Consider the following 18,902-nt stretch of genomic DNA (forward strand, 5'->3'; position numbering starts at 1 on the left):
GGTGAGGTGGGCGCGTTGGGGTGGGTTGAGGGCGGGCGGCCTGAGGCGGTTAAGGTGCGCGGGTTGAGGCGGATGGGCTGAGGTTGGAGGTGGCAGGTTGGTTGAGGTCGGAGGAGGGCGCATGGAAGCGGCGGGCACTCTGGAGCGCGGGCTGGCCGTGCTGCGCGTGCTGGCCGCCGGTCCCAGGCGGCCGATGCGCGCGACGGACCTGGTGCGGGCCACGGGCCTGGCGAGGTCGACGGTCGACCGGATCGTGGCCACGCTCGTCCGGCTCGGCTACGCGCGGGCCGAAGAGCGCGATGTGCTGCTCGCGCCGCGCCTGATGGAGCTGGGGGAGGCGTACCTGACCTGCGGCGGTCTGGGGGCGCTCGATCCGTACGCCGAGCGGCTCGCCGACGAGCTGGACGAGTCGGTGTCGCTGGCCGTACGGGACGGGGACGGGGTCCGCTTCGTCGGGCGCTTCGTCCGGCGGCGCACCATGTCGGTGGCCTTCCGCGTCGGCGACCTGCTGCCCGCCGACCGCTGCGCGGCCGGACTGGTCCTGCTCGACCCCGCCGCGCGGTGGGCCGAGGACGACCAGCTCACCGAGCCCGGCCTGGTCGCGGTCGCGGTGCCGGTACGGGACGCGGACGGGACGACGGTCTGCGCGCTGACCGTCGCCAGCCACACCAGCAGGCACACGGCCGCCGGCCTGCGCGACCACGCCCTGCCCAGCCTGCTGAAAACGGCGGCGGACATGGCCGCGGCCCTGACCGTACCGCCGCTCCCGCCGCAGTCCACGCCCCTCCAGCCTGCCGCGCCCGCCCCGCTACCCGCCCCGCACGCAGCGCCTGTCCCGAGTGCTGAGCCCGTCTTGGGCGCTCCGCCCGTGCCGAGTGCTGCGGGTGTGGACACCTCTCGTGCCAGGAAGGAGGAGTTGGGCGCGGAGTATCTCCAGTCGCTGGCCCGGGGTCTGGCCGTGCTGGTGTCGCTCGGTTCGGTGCGCGGCGGGCTCACTCTGGCCGCCGCGGCCAAAGCCACCGGCCTGCCGCGGGCCACCGTACGGAGGGCGGTCCAGACCCTCGACCACCTGGGGTACGTCGCCGCCGACGGCGCGCGTTTCGTCCTGCTGCCCAAGGTGCTGGAGCTGGGGTACGCCCACCTGTCGGGCCGGACCTTCGGCGAGATCGTCCAGCCGCACCTGGCGGACCTGGTGGCGCGGGTCCACGAGTCGGCCTCGGTCGCGATGCTGTCGGGAGACGATGTCGTCTATGTGGCGCGTGTGCCGACCGTCGCCATCATGAGCGTCGACATCACCGTGGGCACCCGCTTCCCCGCGTACGCCACCTCGATGGGCCGGGTTCTCCTGGCCGACCTGCCCGGGGAACGGCTGGCCGGGATGCCCTCGCCCCCGCTGACCCGCCACACGCTCACCGCGCCCGCCGACCTGGCGGCAGCCGTACGACAGGCGGCCGTGCACGGGTACGCCCTCGTCGACCAGGAGCTCGAGGAAGGCGTGCGGTCCATCGCGGTGCCGATTCGCGACCGGAGCGGCCGGGCCGTCGCGGCCGTCAACGTGGCCACGCACGCCAGCCGTGCCACCCCCGCCGAGCTGATCCGTGACGTCCTGCCCGCCCTCACCGAGGCCGCCGCACGCATGGAAGCGGACCTGGCCCACACACGCGGCGCCACGTGAACCCCGGCCCGCCGTGGCCGGCCGGGGCACGTCACCCTCCAGAGCTACTCCAGAAATACTTTGGGGCTAGGAGGTGCCGTTGATCAGGGCCATGGCCAGCTCGGGGCTGAAAGTGCCGGCCGGGATGCCCTCGCCCAGGTTGCAGCTGCCGTCTGAGTCACCCGGGACCTTGACCCAGAAGACGTACTCGGCGCCGCTCGTCTGCTTGGCGGGCGCGGCGCCCAGCTTGCGGCCGGGCGGGTTGCACCAGCTGTCCTCGCCGGTCCAAGGGCCGTTGCCGTTGCGGCTGGTGTCGATGACGTACTTCTTGGCGCCGACGGTCCCGGACAGGTAGCCGTTGACCGCGACGGAGTAGCTCTCAGAGGCGGCCGTGGTGATGTAGTTGGACACGTTCACGGAGAAGCCGCGCGTGTTGGCGATGCCCGACTTGACCAGCCGTGTGGCCATGTCGTCGGCCGCGACCCAGGTGGCGTTGCCCGCGTCGAGGTAGACCCAGGTGTTCGGGGCCTGAGCCTTCAGCACCTGGGTGGCATCCAGCAGCATCTTGTACTGGTCTTCCGGATCCTTGCCGATCTGGGTCACGCAGCTGGCGGCGGCGACGCCGTCTGGCTCCAGCACGACGATCGCGTGCCTGGTGCCGATCGCCTTGGCGAACTCGGTGATCCAGGCGTGATAACCGGCCGCGTCACCCGCGCCGCCGCCCGACTGGTTCGCGCAGGCGTCGCGGTTCGGGATGTTGTACGCCACCAGCATCGGCAGCTTGTCCGCGGCCTGGGCGGCGCCGACGTAGGTGTCCACGGCCAGCGTGAGGTCGGTGAACCAGCCGCCGAACCACTCGAAGATCGGCTTGTTGCCGATGTTCGAGCCGATGGCCTGCCCGTCGTTCGTGCCCTGGTGGGCGGCGGCGTACTGGGCGGGGTGCGACTGGTCCCAGACGTACAGGGCCGTCGGCCGGGTCGTCTGCGTCTCCATCAGCGAGACGTTGTCGAAGCGGACCGTCGGGGTGCCGCCGGACCCGCCGAGCTGGAAGGTCACCTCGGCGGCGGTGTTGGTGGCGGACGCGGCCACGAACGGGATGCTGTAGCGCCTGCTGCCCGTCGTGAGCTGGACGGGCGCGGCCAGTGACTGGTTGGAGCTGGGCGTCGCCGCGTACTGCACGGTCGTGGTGGCCTTGAAGGCCGTCGTGGAGTACGCGTCGAACGAGAGCGTGTAGCTCTTGCCCGCGTTCAGGGCGGTCGTGGTGGGACTGGACACCATGGCGTCCCACGGGTTGGCGACGACGGACGTCACGTTCACCCGCATACGGCCGGACTCGGCCGTGACCGTCGTCTGGCCGATCGCCTGCCAAGGGGCCGTCGAGCTGGTGAAGGCTCCGTTGCCGATCAGCTGGGCGGCGGCTGAGGCGGGCGGTGGTACGGCCAGGACAGCGGCCACGACCGCGGTTAAGGCTGCGGCGGCTTTTGCTGCGATAAATCGCACTAAATCACCTTTCAGTGGGGTGGTGCGCCGAAGAGCTCGGTGGGGTTTGGCGCACCAGGAGAGCGTCGCCGACGGAGGCGCTGGAGGGGGAGGGTCGCCACGGCCGGCGCACACGCCGGCCGCACTCGAACAGGCATGCCGGACCTCTCTCGGTGCGGTACCGCGGCGTCGGCGTGATCATTACTGACCACCCTAGATACGGTCAAGGGATTAGGTAGTGGTAAATATCCATCCCATAGGCCCTCTTCTCCCCGAACAGGTGATGGTCTACCGTTTATGGGAGCGCTCCCAGGTGGTTGAGGCACCGGTCGGCACAGGTCAGGTGTGTTCCCAAGAGAGCCGTGACCGCGTACCGGACGCCGAGGTCGCCTGCGGCGGCGGCTCAGCGGATCGTCGGCTCGACGGCCGTTGCGGGCGCGACGATCGAGCCGGTGGTCACGACCTTTAGCGGATTGCGCCGCCGGATCACCTCGGCGGCATCATGGAGAGGGCCGTCAGGGCATGAGTTTTCTCTGGGGCGCGGCGACGTCCAGCTATCAGATCGAGGGCGCGTTCGCGGACGACGGCCGGGGGACGTCCATCTGGGACACCTTCTGTCGCGTCCCTGGCAAGGTGCGGGGCGCCGAGAACGGCGACGTGGCCTGCGACCACTACCACCGTTACGCCGATGACGTGCGGCTGATGGCGGAGCTGGGGTTGCGGGCGTACCGGTTCTCCGTCGCGTGGCCGCGCATCGTGCCCGAGCGCGGGGTGGTCAACCAGAAGGGCCTCGACTTCTACCGCCGCCTGGTCGACACGCTGCTGGAGCACGGCATCACCCCGTGGCCGACGCTCTACCACTGGGACCTGCCGCAGTACTTGGAGGACGCGGGCGGGTGGCCCAACCGGGACACGGCCTATCGGTTCGCGGAATATGCCGACATTGTGCATACGGCGTTGCGTGATCGGGTGGCGAACTGGACGACGTTGAACGAGCCGTGGTGCTCCGGGCTGCTCGGATACGCCAACGGGGAGCACGCGCCGGGGCGTCAGGAGCCGTCCGAGGCCGTCAAGGCGATACACCACCTGCTGCTGGGCCACGGCCTAGCCATCCCCATCTTGTCCGGAAATATCGGCATCACGTTGAATATGTCGCACGTGACCCCCGCCACCGAGTCGGCGGCGGACGTGGACGCCGCCCGCCGGATAGACGGCATCCAGAACCGGCTCTTCATCGACCCCGTGCTGCGCGGCTCCTATCCCGAGGACGTCGTCCGCGACCTGGCGCCCCACAGCGACTTCTCCCACGTCCTCGACGGGGACCTGGCGCTCATCTCCCGGAAGATCGACATGCTCGGGGTCAACTACTACTCGCCCGCCCTGGTGGCGGCCGGCGAGCCCGTGCCCTCCGGCAGTACGCCGTGGATCGGCGCGGAGAACGTCCGCTGGGTGGACGGTGGCCGCAAGCGCACCACGATGAACTGGGAGATCGACGAGAACGGCCTGCTGCGCCTCCTCCAGCGATTGCACAAGGACTACCCGGCCATCGACCTCTACATCACCGAGAACGGCGCGGCCTTCGCCGACGAGGTGAGCGAGGACGGCGCGGTGCACGATCCGGACCGCGTCGACTACCTGAAACGCCACATCAACGCCTGCGCCGGGGCGGTGAACAGCGGCGTCCCGCTCAAGGGCTACTTCGCCTGGTCCCTGCTGGACAACTTCGAATGGGCCCACGGGTACGGGCAGCGGTTCGGCCTCGTACACGTGGACTTCGACACCCAGCGGCGCACCCCGAAGGACTCCGCCCTCTGGTACGCGGCCCGCATCCGAGAGGGCGGCCTGGGGTGAACTGACCACGAGATGGGTTCAGTCGCGTGGGCCGTACTTCTCCGTATATGTACGGGCAACCCGCAGGAGCTCGGACTCCATCCACTCGGTAGCGGCCAGCGTGCGCGGGAGCAGGTGGCGCTCCGTGGTGGCGGCACGGAGCAGCAGAGCCGCCGTGATGTCATGGTCAGGACGGCGGACGACGGTGATCGGATCGCCCGCGCGGATCTCTCCCGGCGCGATCACCCGTAGCAGCGCGCCGGTGCGGCCGACCTCGATGAAGCGTTTCATCCAGCCCTGCTCTCCGACCCACCCCGCGAACGTGCGGCAGGGAATCCGGCCGGCGGTCACCTCGACCACCAGGTCGGAGCCCACCTGCCAGCGTTCCCCGATCAGCGCCTCGGCCACGTCCAGCCCGGACGTGGTGAGGTTCTCGCCGAAGGCGCCGTTGGCGAGCGTACGGCCGAGTGCCTGCTCCCAGGCGTCCAGGTCCTCGCGCGCGAACGCGTACACCGCCCGGTCACCGCCGCCGTGGAAGCGGCGGTCGCAGACGGCGTCTCCCGCTACGCCGCCGCCCGCCGTGCCCTTGGGGCCGACGGGTGACACCTGGACCGGCCCCGTCACCGGGCGCTTGTCGATGCCTGTCATCCCGCCCGGGGCATCGGTGTAGTCCACGGGCATGGGGCGGCCGACGTTCACCGACAGAAGTCTTATGGCCCCCAAGCTATTCCGGGCCGGGCAGGCGGAGCGAACACTTTTGGGGCGATCGGTGAAGGAGGGGGGACCGAGGCGCGTGGCCGCCCGCTTGGTACGCCGTGGCGTACGGGGGAGCGCTGGTCCTGTTACGCGTTTCGCGGCGATGGATCACGGGGTGAACGTTTCACCGGCCGCACCCGAGCTGACCCGGCAAGACCCGAAGGCCCCGAGCCCGCGCCTTGACGCACCTCGTACGGCCGAGAAGACTCACCGGCGATCCCCTCAAGTGTTAGCGATAACAGCGAGGTGGCACATGGCGCGATTTCTCGTCTCTCTGGTGACCATGCTGGTCACGGCGATGATCGCCGTGCTCCCGGCCGGTGCGGCGGCCTACCCCAACCCCGGGTACGTGACCGGCAGCATCGGCGTGCACGATCCAGCGGTGGTGAAGACGTCGAGCGGCTACCTCCTGGCCAATACCGGCGACAACATCGCCCTCAAGACGTCCACCGACCGCACGGCCTGGCGGGACGCGGGTGTGGCCTTCCCCGGCGGCGCGTCGTGGACGCTCCCGTACACCGGAGGCAGCGCCAGCCTGTGGGCGCCGGACATCTCCCGCCACAACGGCAAGTACTACATGTACTACGCCGCCTCCACGTTCGGCTCCCGCAACTCGGCGATCTTCCTGGCCACCAGTGCCACCGGCGCCTCGGGTACGTGGGCCAACCAGGGCCTGGTCATCTCCACCACCTCCGCCAGCAGCTACAACGCGATCGACCCCAACCTGGTCACGGACGCCGCCGGCAACTGGTGGCTGTCCTTCGGCTCGTTCTGGACCGGCATCAAGCTGATCCCGCTCAACTCCTCGACCGGGCTGCGCAGCGGGAGCGCGCTCTACTCGATCGCGCAGCGCACCGGCGCCGGCACGGCCGTGGAGGCGCCGTTCATCTTCCGGCACGGGTCGTACTACTACCTGTGGGTCTCGTTCGACCTGTGCTGCCGGGGCGCGTCCAGCACGTACCGGATCATGGTCGGCCGGTCGACCAGCGTCACCGGCCCGTACGTGGACCGCAACGGCACCGCCATGACCTCCGGCGGCGGCACCCAGGTCCTCGCCGGGCACGGCAGCGTTCACGGGCCGGGACATCAGGCGGTGATCACGGACAGCGACGCCGACGTCCTCTTCTACCACTATTACGCCGACAACGGCGCCTCGCTGCTGGGCATCAACCTCATCGCCTACGACAGCGCGGGCTGGCCCTACGTCTACTGATCAGGTTCGAAAGGAGCAGGCATGCTTCCCGCGCGAAGGCGCTCCATCTCTCTCGTGACTGCCGTGATCCTCGCCCTGACCGGGACCATGAACGTCGACGCCGCCTCGGCCGCCGCGGCCAGACAGGTGGAGAACCTGGATCGCGGCCTGATCAGCGTCCATTCCGGCAGCGGCAACCTGGTGTCCTGGCGGCTGCTCGGCAGCGAGAGCATGAGCACGGGATTCAACCTCTACCGCGGCTCGACCCTGCTGACCTCGTCGCCCATCACGAGTTCGACGAACTACCTGGACTCCGGCGCCGCGGCGACTTCCACCTACACCGTGCGCGCCGTGGTCGGCGGGGTGGAACAGGCGCCCTCCGCGGCGGCGACGCAGTTCGCCAACGGGTACCTGGACGTCCCGATCCAGCGGCCCGCCGGCGGCACCACGCCGGACGGAGTCGCCTACACCTACAGCGCGAACGACGCGAGCGTGGGGGACCTGGACGGTGACGGCCGCTACGAGTTCGTGCTCAAGTGGGATCCGTCCAACGCCAAGGACAACTCCCAGTCCGGCTACACCGGCAACGTGTACGTGGACGCCTACCGGCTGAACGGCACCCGGCTGTGGCGCATCGACCTGGGCCGCAACATCCGCGCCGGGGCGCACTACACCCAGTTCCAGGTGTACGACTACGACGGCGACGGCAGGGCCGAGGTCGCGATGAAGACCGCCGACGGGAGTGTGGACGGCACCGGCAGGGTCATCGGCTCCGCGTCCGCGGACTACCGGAACTCCTCCGGATACGTCCTGTCCGGGCCGGAATTCCTGACCATGTTCAACGGTCAGACCGGGGCGGCCATGTCCACCGTCAACTACAACCCGCCGCGCGGGACCGTGTCCAGCTGGGGCGACTCCTACGGCAACCGGGTCGACCGCTTCCTGGCCGGTACGGCGTACCTGGACGGGCAGCGGCCCAGCCTGATCATGGCGCGGGGCTACTACACGCGTACGGTGATCGCCGCGTGGGACTTCCGCAGCGGCGCGTTGACCCAGAGGTGGACGTTCGACTCCAACGTGTCCGGCTCCCAGTACGAGGGCCAGGGCAACCACCAGCTGTCGATCGCGGACGCCGACAACGACGGCCGGGACGAGATCATCTACGGCTCGGAGGCGATCGACGACAACGGCGGCCCGCTGTGGAACACCCGGCTGTTCCACGGTGACGCGCTGCACGTCGGCGATCTGATCCCGGCCCGCTCCGGCCTCGAGGTGTTCAAGCCGCACGAGAACACCAACCAGCCGGCCACCTCCATGGTCGACGCCCGGACCGGCGCCGTCATCTGGACGAACCCCTCCTGCGGGTGCGACAACGGGCGCGGCGTGTCCGACGACGTGTACGCGGGCAGCGCGGGCGCCGAATCGTGGTCGTCGGCCGTCTCCGGTCTGCTCAACACCTCCGGCGCGAACATCGGCCGCAAGCCCGGCTCGACCAACTTCCTCATCTGGTGGGACGCCGACCCGGTCCGCGAGCTGCTCGACGGCACGCACATCGACAAGTACGGCACCAGCGCCGACACCCGCCTGCTCACCGGTTCGGGCGTGCACGCCAACAACGGCACCAAGTCGACCCCGTCCCTGTCGGCCGACCTGTTCGGCGACTGGCGCGAGGAGGTCGTCTGGCCGACGACGTCGGAGACGGCGCTGCGGATCTACAGCACCTCCACCGTGACGACCCGGCGGCTGTGGACCCTCATGCACGACCCGATGTACCGGGTGGCGATCGCCTGGCAGAACACCGCCTACAACCAGCCGCCGCACCCGAGCTACTTCATCGGCAACGGCATGTCCACCCCGGCCCAGCCGAACGTCTACGTGCGCTAGATCGTTATGACATCAGCCGCCTTTGTGCCGCACTTCGGGTTCGGGCGGCAACCGCTGGGCCGCCCTCCGTTCCCGGTCGACCCGGTCCGCGACCTCAGTGAGGCGCGCACAGATGTGCTCGAGCCTGTCATGGGCTTGATTTCGCTCCGCGATGATCGCCGCCAGCAGCAGGGCGGTCAGCGACGCGGCCCCGTTGAACGCTTGCAGGGTGACCATGTTGAGGAAGAGGCCGTGCTCGGCGAACGGGCCCGAACCTTGCGCGGCCGCGACGATCGCGACTGTCGACACGATCAGCGCGCATCCCGCGGCGCCCGCCAGCTGGAAACGCAGGGCGGCCCAGATCAGGAACGGGAAGACGAGGAAGAGCAGGTTGATGGAGCTCACCGTCGCCATCACCGTGATGAGGAGCGTGCCCACGGCCAAGGCCACAGCCTCGCCCCAACGGGACAGACGAGCGTCCCACGGAGCCCGGGATGTGCGCAGCACCAGCAGAATGGGCGTTACCACGAGCACGCCCATCGCGTCGCCCGTCCACCACACCGACCACGTCGGCCAGAAGTCACCGCTTCGCAGCGCGCCGGCGAGCAGGAGCACGCCACTGCCCACCGTCGAGCTGATCAGCATCGCGGTCAAGGCGCCGAGGAATACCAGCGCCAGCGCGTCCCGCAACCGATCCAGCTCGATGCAGAAACGCGCGCGACGGAGCAGGAGGTAAGCGCACACCGGAGCTAAGGTGTTCCCCGCGGAGATCGCCGCGACCGCGAGCAGCGACGGTCCGAGCGTCAGGTTGACCAGGAACGCGCCGAGAGTGATCCCGGGCCAGACTCGGATGCCCATGAGAAGCAGACAGGCCAGCGCGATGCCCGTCGGCGGCCAGAGCGGCGTGACCTGCCCGCCGACCAGCTCCTGCGCCAATCCCACCTTCGCAGCTGCGAAATAGGCGCCTGCGACGGCGAGCATCCGCAAGCCGTTCTTGGCATATGAGCGGGGCCGAATGTTGTCCAGCACGCCGCCTCACTCCCTCTCACCTGCGAAAACTTCCCCCATGACATTCTGCTACGGGATGGGCCGGGGGTCACAGACCGCTGGACGGGCTTCTCGCGCACGCGACGTGCGGCGCGGGCTCGCCGGGGTTTCCGGCGCGAGCTGGGCTGCAACTTCCGCGGCAGCCGAGGTAAACCCCAGGTAGATGCGTAACGGCCGGTCCTGGAGTTAGCGTGGCGGATGCCCATCAGCGCCGCATCGCTCGTCCGGCGAGTGTCCGCGGTCAACCCCCTGCTCCTCGACGGCGCCCTGGCCCTGGCGCTGGTCGTCGGGACCTGGCTGTGGGAGATGTACGACCCGGGTAAGGGGCGGCCTCCGGACACGTTGTCCCTGTCCCTGACCGTGCTGGTGAACGCGCCGGTGGCACTGCGCAGGCGGGCGCCCGTCGCCGTCCTGGTGGTCTCCACCGGGGCGGCGCTGGTCTACCACATGCTGGGCTACCACCTCGGGCTCAACAGCATGGGGCCGCTGGTGACGCTCTACACCGTCGCCGCCCACCGGTCCTGGGCGTTCACCCTGGCCGGGGCGGCGCTGATCGTGACGGAGTGGACGCAGGCGTCGGTCCGCCAGCCCGACGTCGCGCTGTGGTCGGCGTTAGGGCAGTCGCTCCTGGTGGCGGCCTACACCGTGGGCGCGGGCACGAGCACGCGGTTGCTGGCCGAACGTACCGGGCAGCTCGCCGTGCTGGCCGACCAGCTACACCGGGAGCAGGACGCCGCCGCCCGCCGCGCCGTCACCCACGAACGGGTGCGGATCGCCCGCGAGCTGCACGACGTCGTCGCCCATCACATGTCGGTCATCTCCGTACAGGCGGGGCTCGGCCGCTACGTCGCCTTGTCCGACCCGGCCACCGCGCACGCCACGTTGGAGGTCATCGCCGACACCAGCCACGAGGCGCTGGCCGAGATGCGGCGGCTGCTGTCGATCCTGCGCATCGAGGCCGACGACGAGGACGAAGGGCTCTACTCCACGGCCCCCGGCCTGCAGAGCCTCGAACCCCTGGCGGAGCGGATCCGCGCGGCCGGTCTGCCGCTCACGGTGATCGTCGAGGGTGAGGTCAGGCCGCTGCCGCCCGGCCTGGACATGTGCGCCTACCGCATCGTCCAGGAGTCCCTGACCAACGTGCTGAAACACGCCGGTCGCGCCCGGGTGGAGATCCGGGTGACGTACGGCCCGGCCACGCTGGCCCTTCGCGTGACCAACGACGGCGTTGCGGCCACCGGGAGCTCCCGTTCTCGTGGGCACGGATTGATCGGCATGACCGAACGTGTCAGGCTTTATCAGGGAACGATCAACGCAGGGCCGCTGCCGCTGGGCGGATTCGAGGTGCTGGCGATCTTCCCGCTGTCCCCGCCCGACGATCAGCCTCAAGAAGCGAGCTCATGATCAGAGTGCTCGTGGTCGACGATCAGGTGCTCATCCGTGCCGGTCTGGCCGCGCTGCTGCGCGCGGCGGGCCTGGAGGTGGTGGGCGAGGCCGCCGACGGTGAGGAGGCGGTGCGCCTGGCCGCCGCGGTCAAGCCCGAGGTGATCCTGATGGACATCCGGATGCCGGGCATCAACGGCATCACGGCCACCGAGCGGATCCTGGCCGCCGCCGAGGGGGCGCCGCCCAAGGTGCTCATCCTCACCACGTTCGACCTGGACGAATATGTCTTCAACGCGCTGCGGCTGGGCGCCAGCGGCTTCCTGCTCAAGGACACGCCGCCCGAACGCCTGATCGCCGCCATCCACACGGTCGTCTCCGGTGACATCCTGCTGGCCCCGGTCGCCACCAAGCGGCTGATCGAGGCGTTCGTCGACCCACCGCCGGCCGTCGAGACCCCGCCACCGGCCCTCGACCGCCTGACCAGCCGCGAGACCGAGGTGCTCGGCCTGGTCGGGCACGCCCTGTCCAACAAGGAGATCGCCGAGCGGCTGTCGGTGAGCGAGGGCACCGTCAAGACCCACCTCAACCGCCTGATGGCCAAGCTGGGGCTGACCAGCCGCGCCCAGGTGATCGTCCTGTCCTACGACTGCGGCCTGGTCAGACCAGCCTCCCGGTAGCCCTGGTAATCTCCGAACCGCCCATTCGGGGACAAGAAGGGGGCCGAGTCCATGAAGATCGCCGTTGACGACCTCTCCGGTCCGGAGATCGCCGCGTTCCTCGACGAGCATCTCCAGCAGATGCGGTCGATCACGCCGCTGGAGAGCAAGCACGCCCTCGACCTCGACGCGCTCCGCGCGCCCGAGGTGACGTTCTGGACGGTCGTCGACGGAGACACCCTGGTCGGCTGTGGCGCGATCAAGCGGCTGGACGCCGACCACGCCGAGGTGAAGTCGATGCGCACCCGGCCGGTGCGCCAGCGCAGCGGGGTGGCGTCCCTGCTGCTGGGGCACATCATCGCCGAGGCCACGCGCATGGGCTTCGCCCGGCTCAGCCTTGAGACCGGCTCCGACGAGTTCTTCCTGCCGGCGAGGAAGCTGTACGAGAAGTTCGGGTTCGCGTACTGCGAGCCGTTCGCGGACTACCGGCCTGACCCGAACAGCGCGTTCATGACCAGGACGCTGTAGGCATCCCCCGGGGCCGCCGACCGGTTTTCGGTGGCGGCCCGGGATCGTCTCGGTCAAGCGGGGCTGGTGGTGCCCAGGAAGTAGTACTCGCCGATCGGGGTGGTGGGGACGACGATGGAGTCGCTGACGCTGACCACCCACCGGTAGGTGCCCGCGGGCTGGCTGGTGGTCAAGGACTTGAGGGTGGTGCCGGTTCCGGTGGTCGCCACCTCCACCCAGATCGGGGTGCCGAAGGGTCCGCAGCAGGTGTACTTCTGCAGGCTGAGCCGCATGCGCGCGGTGCCGGATCCGTCCATGCAGGCGGTGTGCGTGCCGGCACCGGCGGAGGCGAAGCCGTTCGGCGGGTAGATCCCGGCGTCGGGGATGAGGTTGCCGAAGCTGCCCTGGTGGGCCGTCAGCTCGTTGAAGTGGTGGTTCGGGTGGCCCGCGCACTGGGTGCTCACAGTCGACAGCGTGAGCCCGTACGCGTTGAGGATCTCGTTGACCGGCTGGAAGAAGGTGGTGCCGCCGGCGCTACAGTTGCCCGAGCCGCCGGAGGTGACGCCCTGTGCCTGGTAGCCGGAGATGAACGGGCCACCGGAGTCGCCGGGCTCGGCGCACACGTTCGTCCGTACGACCTGGAAGATCGTCCCCTGGGAGTAGGTCACGCTGGTGTTCCGCTCCTGGATGGTGCCGCAGTGCCAGTGCGTGGTGGAGCCCGACCTGCATACGGCCGATCCGACCGGCGCCTCGGCGGAGCCGAAGACCGGCACCATTTCGGTGCCGTAGGGGTTGACCGCCGGGCGCGCGATCCACTGCGAGTTGACCGCGACCCAGGAGTAGTCGTCGCCGGGGAACGAGGACCCCTGGAACGTGCCCTGGCTCTGCCCCCCGGAGCCGGAGGTGGTCAGTCCGGGAGTGCCGCAGTGACCGGCCGTGACGAAGCCTTGGGTGCCGCCCTGGGTCACCGGGAAGCCGATCGAGCAGCGTGTGCCGCCGGAGATGTAGTAGGCGTCGCCGCCGCGCAGGTTCTGGAAGGTGACCGGCCGCTCGGTGATGGTCTCGATCCGTACGGCGGCGCGGTCCACGCCGCTCGCGGCCACGAACGCCTCACCGGCGGCGGTGTCCAATGCCTGTACCACGACGGTGTTGGCCCGCTCGTCCACGAACCAGACCGGGACCTTTCGCCCGGCGCCCTTGCCGGCGGCGGCGTCCAGCGCGCCTTGGCCGGCGGTGGTGTCCAGGGCGCCCTTGATCGAGGTGAGCGTGGCCAGCGACCGGGCGACGACCTTCGCCTGGGCGCCCGCGGCGGTGACGGCGGTGGCCGCGGCGGCGTCGGTGGTGGCCACCACCAGCGAGCCCTCCTGGTTCACCCAGGATCCGGCGTAGCGGTCCTTGAGCTTGGCGCGCAGCTTGGGCTGGAGGCGGCGGGCCTGCTCCTCGTTGCCCAGGCGGGTGATGACCTGCTCGCGGGTGAGGCCCAGGTCGCGTCGCATCGCGTCGAGCACCTCCGGCGGCGGCTCCACCGTGGCCGCCTGAACGACCTCTCTGGGGACTGCCTGCGCGGGGGCGGCCGTGGCGGGGGCCGCGGTGAGTGCGAGAGCGATGATCGCGAGCACCGCACCCGCCGCCGACGGGCGGTAAGGGATCATGGAAGCTCCTCGGATCGGGGGGTGCCGCCAAGGTATGACGGGGCCGATCAGCGAGGGGCATACCATCCGCGCATATCGCGGCGTTATGGGAACGGGCCCCGCGGCAATCGCCGCAGGGCCCGGCTCCACCGGTCGCCGTCCGGTTCACGATCGGTTGAGGAAACTCGCTCAGCTCGCGATCGGCTGAGGGAACGCGCTCAGTTCGCGATCGGCTGAGGGAACGCGCTCAGTTCGCGATCGGCTGAGGGAACGCGCTCAGTTCGCGACCGGTTGAGGGAACGCGCTCAGCTGGGGATCGGATACGGGAACACGCTCGTCACGCCGATCTTGTCGTACTCCATCTTCGAGGTGTCGAAGCCGTCCGCCCAGTTGGCGTTGATGACCTCGTTGCACTTGTACGCCTGGTACTTGTCATCGCTGACCTTGCCCACCTCGACGTTGGAGATGGCGAAGCCGCATCCTCCCGCGTCCATGTGGACGCCGCGGGTGCCGGAGTCCGGCATCTGCCCGGCGGGGTCGTTGATGACGTCGCCGATCACCATCTGCGTGACGTAGTTGTCGATCGGGTGCGGCTCGACGTTGTGCACGCCATAGGTGTAGAAGGCGCCCATGTCGCCGCTGTCGAGGCCGGTCTCCTCCAGGCGGATGTAGGAGAATTTGTTGTTGCGGGCGTAGTTGTCCTCGTTCTTGATCTCGGGGCGGACCTCAAGGCTGATGCCGTAGCGGGCGCTGTGCTTGACGACGATGTTGCTGACGGTGTTGTTGCCCGTGCTCATCAGCTCGATGCCGGCCGCGTCGCCGGGGACCAGCTCGCCGACGTGGTAGATGTAGTTATTCGTGATCGTGTGATGTCCGGAGATATCACCTTCCCCGGGGTAGCCGCCCTCCACCTTGATGCCGTCGCCGCCGAGGTTGTCCAGCAGGCTGTCCGACACCTTGACCCGCTCGTTGGCGAAGAGCAGGAAGACGCCCGTGAAGCCGCTGTCGGACAGGTGCAGCCTGGTCAGGTCGATGTCGCGGGAGTTCGTCACGGTGATCATGCCGAACCTGTTGCGCGGCATCTCGATCTGCCGGTCGTAGATCGGGTACTTGTGCTCGTAGCCCGAGTCGCCCGGGGCGTTCCAGGCATAGCGATACCAGTCGACGAAGTCGGAGTACTGCAGCTGCAGCCCGTCGAAGGCGAGGTTCTGGACGCGCCGGTCGGGAGAGGACCCGGCCAGCGAGATGATCGTCTTGACGGTGGGGGCCATGACCTTGTCGATCGAGCCCTTGGGCCAGTAGTAGACCTCGCTGTTGGCGAAGTCGAAGTAATACTCGCCCGGCTGGTCCAGGAAGCGCAGCGTGTTCTGCAGGAAGTAGCGCGAGCCGCTGCGGCTGTTGACGAGGGTGAAGCGGGCGTCGTGGTTGAGCGTGAAGAAGTTCTTGCGGAAGTCGGCCCCGCCGAGCGGCACGGTGTCGGAGAACCAGCTCCACGAACCGCCGGACCAGACGACCATCTGGGCGTTCTTGTCGAAGTCGGCGTCCCACTCCTTCGGGATGTCCTTGGCGTCGAAGAAGAGCCAGTTGTGCACGGCCTGGTATTCCGCCTCGGGCGTCACCGAGAACAGATACGGCGACCACAGGTCGTCGCTGGTCCTGTTCGGGTAGCGGGCGGTCGTGGCGCGCTTGCCGTCCTCGAAGAGGGTGTAGAAGCTGCGGTCGACCTTGGTCTTGTAGATGGTGTCGTTGTACTTCTGCCAGCCGGTCAGCGGCTTGGCGCCGAGCAGCCTGGCCTTGCCGGGGCCGTCGGCGCTGCGGTAGGTGATCTTGTGGCCGTTCTCGCCGGAGTCGGCCTCGGTGAAGGTGATCGTCTTGTCGACGACGTAGTCACCGGTCTTGACGTTGACCACGATGTCGCACTTTTGGTGCTTCTTCTTGGCGCGCAGCTGGTCACGGGCCTGCTCGATGGACTTCCACGGACGCTGGGCACTGCCGTCGGCCCGGTCGCCGCCCGTGGGGGACACGTAGTAGTCGCACGTGGCCTTCTCCGCCGCAGTCGCTGGTGCGGTCAAGCTGCCTAGCAATAAGACGACCGCACCCAAGGACCTGAGGATCACTGGCTCTCCTTTGCTTCCCGCCACTGCTCGTACTCGGCGCGGGTTTGGGGGGTTAGGGGGTAGTAGTCCGACAGGGCGCCGCCGTCCTCGATGCGGGCGCGGCTGTAGCGCTCCCACTGCTCGTGCTCGGCGGCGGCTTCGATCACCGACTCGGCCCGGCGGCGCGGTACCACCACGGCGCCGTCGTCGTCGGCGACGAGCAGGTCACCGGGGAGCGCGAGCGCCCCGCCGACGGCGACCGGCACGTCATAGGCCCACGGGAACAGCTCCGCCTGCGAGGCGTAGTGCGGGGTCGCGCCCGTGGACCAGATCGGCACGTCCAGCTCGGCGACCCGGGGCAGGTCCCTGATCCGGCCGTCCACGACGATGCCCGCGCCGCCCTTGCGCTTGAAGTAGCGGACCAGCATGTCGCCGAAGCAGCCGGTGTAGGCGCTGCCGTATGCCTGGACGACGAGCACGTCGCCGGGCCGCACCTCCTCCAGGACCGCCCACAGCGCGGTGTGCCTCTCGACGTACTCCTGGCCGAGGCCCGAAGCGATGTCCTCGCGCTGCGGCATGAACTGCAGCGTCCGGACCCGGCCGGCGATCTTCTGCCCCCGCGCCAGCGGAAGCGGTCCCTCGACGAAGGTCCGCCGGATGCCCTGGGCGTGCAGTTTCGCGCAGGCGGTGGCCGAGCTGATCCGGGACAGCCCGGCCACGAGGGCGGGATCGGGTTCGGCGGGCAGCGGCCCGCGAACGGGAAGGTCCCAGATGGGGTCGTCCATGAAACTCCTCGGTAGGACTCGGTAGAAGGGCTCGGTGCGGCTCGGGGTAGGCCCGTGACTCGATAAGGCCCGTGACTCGACAGAGCTCGTGACTCGATAAGGCCCGGGGAAGGGCTCAGTAGTGCTGGTGCGACGGGGTACGGACGCGCGCCGTCGTGTGCAGGTCGAGCCGGATGCGGCGCCCGGGCGGCAGCTCCACGACCAGTCGCGGACCACCAACGATCACCTCCCGCTCGGCCTCACTGATCGGAGGAGCGGTGTAGGAACGGGGATCGCCCGGATAATCAGGCTCGGCCCCGGTCACCACCGCCCGGTCGATGTCGTGCTCGCCGAACGCGCCCGCCTGCACCACGACCCGGCGGGTCCGGCTCAGCCCGAGGTTGACCAGTTCGACGCGGACGCCGTCGGGCCGTACCGAGTCGACCAGCGCGGCCACGTCGGCGGGCAGGCCGGGGCGGTGGCGGTCGGCGTCGAAGTAGGCCAGCCGCGTCGGCAGCAGCCCGCCGTTGTAGAGGACCTGCGGCGTGCCCGTGACCAGTTGCAGCAGCGCCTCGGTGAGCACCGGGTTGAGCCGCTGCCAGTGGTGCACGTGGACGGTCGCCAGGTCCGCGTCGTCGGCGTCGATGAGCGCCATCCGCCGCTGTACCTGGCCGAGCGCGGTGGCCAGCATGGCCTCGGGGAAACCCGGGTTGGCGCCGCGCAGGTACTCCAGCCAGGGCGCCTCGTGCCCGGCCTCCTCCTTGTTGCGGAACGGGCGCACCGTGGTCCAGTCGTAGCCCGCCGCCGCGCGCAGCCGGTCCAGCCGGTCGGCGTCCTCGGCGGACCGGCTCGCCTGCCACAGCCAGACGGGCAGGCCGAGCTGCGGCGGCTGGAAGTCGAACCAGCCGCCGTCGTCATGCCGGTTGGGCACCAGCATGGTGGGCTGCCCGGCCTCCTCGCCCAGTTCGGCCAGCCACCGGTCGCTGGTGCTCATCTCCGTGCCGGTCACGCTCGCCTGCCTGGCGTGGGCGTACACCCTCTCCAGGGGGTCGCGGCCGATGGCGAGCGTGGCGTCGTCGCCGGTCAGCAGGTGGGCGTTGACCGCGGCGACGGCCGCGGCGGCGCCGACGCTGTAGAGGCCGTGCGGCCACTGCCAGCCGTAGTTGCCGCCGTACCACCGGCCGCCGTGCAGCTCGCCGACCTTGCCCGACGGGCCGACGTTGTCGGGGAGCACGCCGTCGTTGGCGGCGGCCCGCTCCTGCCAGGCGCCGATGTAGCGCAGCGCCCAGTCGCGGTAGCGGTCGTCGCCGTCGTACAGCCAGGCGTTGACGGCCAGGCTGGTGGCGGCCAGGTTGACCGCCACGTCGCCGCGGCCGATCCGCTCGCTCATCGCGGCGCCCATGCGGGTGGCGTTGCCGGGGTCGGCCAGGTCCGCCCAGGTCGTGATCCCCGGCAGGTCGCGCAGCGGCAGCCCGTACGGTCGCATGCTGGTCAGGCCCGCGTGGTAGGAGGCCCACTCCCGCTGCATGCCGTAGCGGGGGCCGCCCGCGCCGTTGTGCGGGGCGCGGATGAGGTCGAGCTCGGCGTCGTAGTTGGCCGAGCCGGGCAGGTAGAGCTCGGCGAAGCGGCGGGCCCGCTCGCGGTAGCGCTCGTCGCGCGGGTCCGCGGCGCAGATGCCGTAGAACAGCAGCAGTGACTCGCCTTGGTGGAACCAGTCGTAGCCACGCTCGAACTCGTCCACCAGGTAGCCGAGCTCGGTGAGCTGCGCGGTCACGCCCTCCCAGTGGTGCTTGGCCGCGTCTAGCAGGTCGTCGGCGCCGCCGAGCTGGTAGAGCGCCGGCCAGTTGAAGAACGCCTCGTAGAAGTCGTCGGCGCCGTCCCGGTCCTCGGTGGTGCCGTGGTAGATGAGCCGTCCGTCGGGCCCGCAGTAGCGGGCGGCGAAGGCGCGCCACGCCTCGTCGAGGGCGTCGAACAGCCGGCGTTCGAGCACCGCCCAGGCGGGCGGCGCGCCAAGAGGGACAGTCGCGGTGATCTCCCGCAT

General features: G+C 69.7%; 14 protein-coding genes. 7 read left to right on the top strand and 7 right to left on the bottom strand.

From position 1 onward, the window contains the following. The first annotated feature begins 121 nt into the window (after positions 1-121). Entirely contained in the window at positions 122-1,675 is a 1,554-nt protein-coding gene (locus ACIBO2_RS53525) for an IclR family transcriptional regulator C-terminal domain-containing protein (protein ID WP_397304906.1), read from the top strand. Between the two features lie 66 nt (positions 1,676-1,741). On the opposite strand, the gene ACIBO2_RS53530 is transcribed toward ACIBO2_RS53525, so the two are convergent. Next, the gene (locus tag ACIBO2_RS53530) at positions 1,742-3,154 is read right to left on the bottom strand and encodes a glycoside hydrolase family 6 protein (RefSeq protein WP_358536022.1); all 1,413 of its coding nucleotides are present in this window, start codon (positions 3,152-3,154) and stop codon (positions 1,742-1,744) included. Between the two features lie 501 nt (positions 3,155-3,655). On the opposite strand from ACIBO2_RS53530, the gene ACIBO2_RS53535 reads away from it, so the two are divergent. After that, on the top strand, positions 3,656-4,984 hold the full coding sequence (locus tag ACIBO2_RS53535; protein ID WP_397304907.1) for a GH1 family beta-glucosidase: 1,329 nt from the start codon (positions 3,656-3,658) through the stop codon (positions 4,982-4,984). An 18-nt stretch (positions 4,985-5,002) separates the two neighbouring features. On the opposite strand, the gene ACIBO2_RS53540 is transcribed toward ACIBO2_RS53535, so the two are convergent. Beyond that, the gene (locus ACIBO2_RS53540; RefSeq protein WP_397304908.1) at positions 5,003-5,662 is read right to left on the bottom strand and encodes an MOSC domain-containing protein; all 660 of its coding nucleotides are present in this window, start codon (positions 5,660-5,662) and stop codon (positions 5,003-5,005) included. Positions 5,663-5,972: 310 nt separating this feature from the next. On the opposite strand from ACIBO2_RS53540, the gene ACIBO2_RS53545 reads away from it, so the two are divergent. Together ACIBO2_RS53545 and ACIBO2_RS53550 are read left to right on the top strand one after the other, a co-directional pair. Then, positions 5,973-6,932: an arabinan endo-1,5-alpha-L-arabinosidase gene (locus ACIBO2_RS53545; RefSeq protein ID WP_397304909.1), complete on the top strand. Its 960-nt coding sequence runs from the start codon at positions 5,973-5,975 to the stop codon at positions 6,930-6,932. An 87-nt stretch (positions 6,933-7,019) separates the two neighbouring features. Beyond that, positions 7,020-8,795, top strand: coding sequence for a rhamnogalacturonan lyase (locus tag ACIBO2_RS53550; RefSeq protein WP_397304937.1), 1,776 nt, complete (start codon positions 7,020-7,022; stop codon positions 8,793-8,795). 12 nt (positions 8,796-8,807) lie between these two features. On the opposite strand, the gene ACIBO2_RS53555 is transcribed toward ACIBO2_RS53550, so the two are convergent. After that, positions 8,808-9,803: an MASE1 domain-containing protein gene (locus ACIBO2_RS53555; protein WP_397304910.1), complete on the bottom strand. Its 996-nt coding sequence runs from the start codon at positions 9,801-9,803 to the stop codon at positions 8,808-8,810. 216 nt (positions 9,804-10,019) lie between these two features. Between ACIBO2_RS53555 and ACIBO2_RS53560 the strand changes: the two genes are divergently transcribed. The 3 genes from ACIBO2_RS53560 to ACIBO2_RS53570 are packed head-to-tail and all read left to right on the top strand — an operon-like array spanning position 10,020 to position 12,391. Next, positions 10,020-11,225 (top strand): sensor histidine kinase, encoded by a 1,206-nt coding sequence (locus tag ACIBO2_RS53560; RefSeq protein ID WP_397304911.1) that lies wholly within the window; start codon positions 10,020-10,022, stop codon positions 11,223-11,225. Beyond that, a complete protein-coding gene (locus ACIBO2_RS53565; protein ID WP_358536034.1) occupies positions 11,222-11,884 on the top strand; it encodes a response regulator transcription factor in 663 nt (220 codons plus the stop codon). Before ACIBO2_RS53560 ends, ACIBO2_RS53565 begins: the two co-directional genes overlap by 4 nt. A gap of 51 nt (positions 11,885-11,935) precedes the next feature. Next, positions 11,936-12,391: a GNAT family N-acetyltransferase gene (locus tag ACIBO2_RS53570; protein WP_397304912.1), complete on the top strand. Its 456-nt coding sequence runs from the start codon at positions 11,936-11,938 to the stop codon at positions 12,389-12,391. A gap of 53 nt (positions 12,392-12,444) precedes the next feature. On the opposite strand, the gene ACIBO2_RS53575 is transcribed toward ACIBO2_RS53570, so the two are convergent. From ACIBO2_RS53575 to ACIBO2_RS53590, 4 genes are all read right to left on the bottom strand, one after another. Then, positions 12,445-14,022, bottom strand: coding sequence for a S1 family peptidase (locus ACIBO2_RS53575; RefSeq protein ID WP_397304913.1), 1,578 nt, complete (start codon positions 14,020-14,022; stop codon positions 12,445-12,447). Positions 14,023-14,306: 284 nt separating this feature from the next. Then, positions 14,307-16,073: a right-handed parallel beta-helix repeat-containing protein gene (locus ACIBO2_RS53580; RefSeq protein WP_397304914.1), complete on the bottom strand. Its 1,767-nt coding sequence runs from the start codon at positions 16,071-16,073 to the stop codon at positions 14,307-14,309. 41 nt (positions 16,074-16,114) lie between these two features. Further along, positions 16,115-16,882: a hypothetical protein gene (locus tag ACIBO2_RS53585; protein ID WP_357947995.1), complete on the bottom strand. Its 768-nt coding sequence runs from the start codon at positions 16,880-16,882 to the stop codon at positions 16,115-16,117. A gap of 115 nt (positions 16,883-16,997) precedes the next feature. Beyond that, positions 16,998-18,902 carry a hypothetical protein gene (locus ACIBO2_RS53590; RefSeq protein WP_397304915.1) on the bottom strand — a complete coding sequence of 635 codons (1,905 nt, stop codon included), beginning with the start codon at positions 18,900-18,902 and terminating at the stop codon, positions 16,998-17,000.

The sequence above is a fragment of the Nonomuraea sp. NPDC050022 genome (genome assembly GCF_044460705.1).
GTDB lineage: Bacteria > Actinomycetota > Actinomycetes > Streptosporangiales > Streptosporangiaceae > Nonomuraea.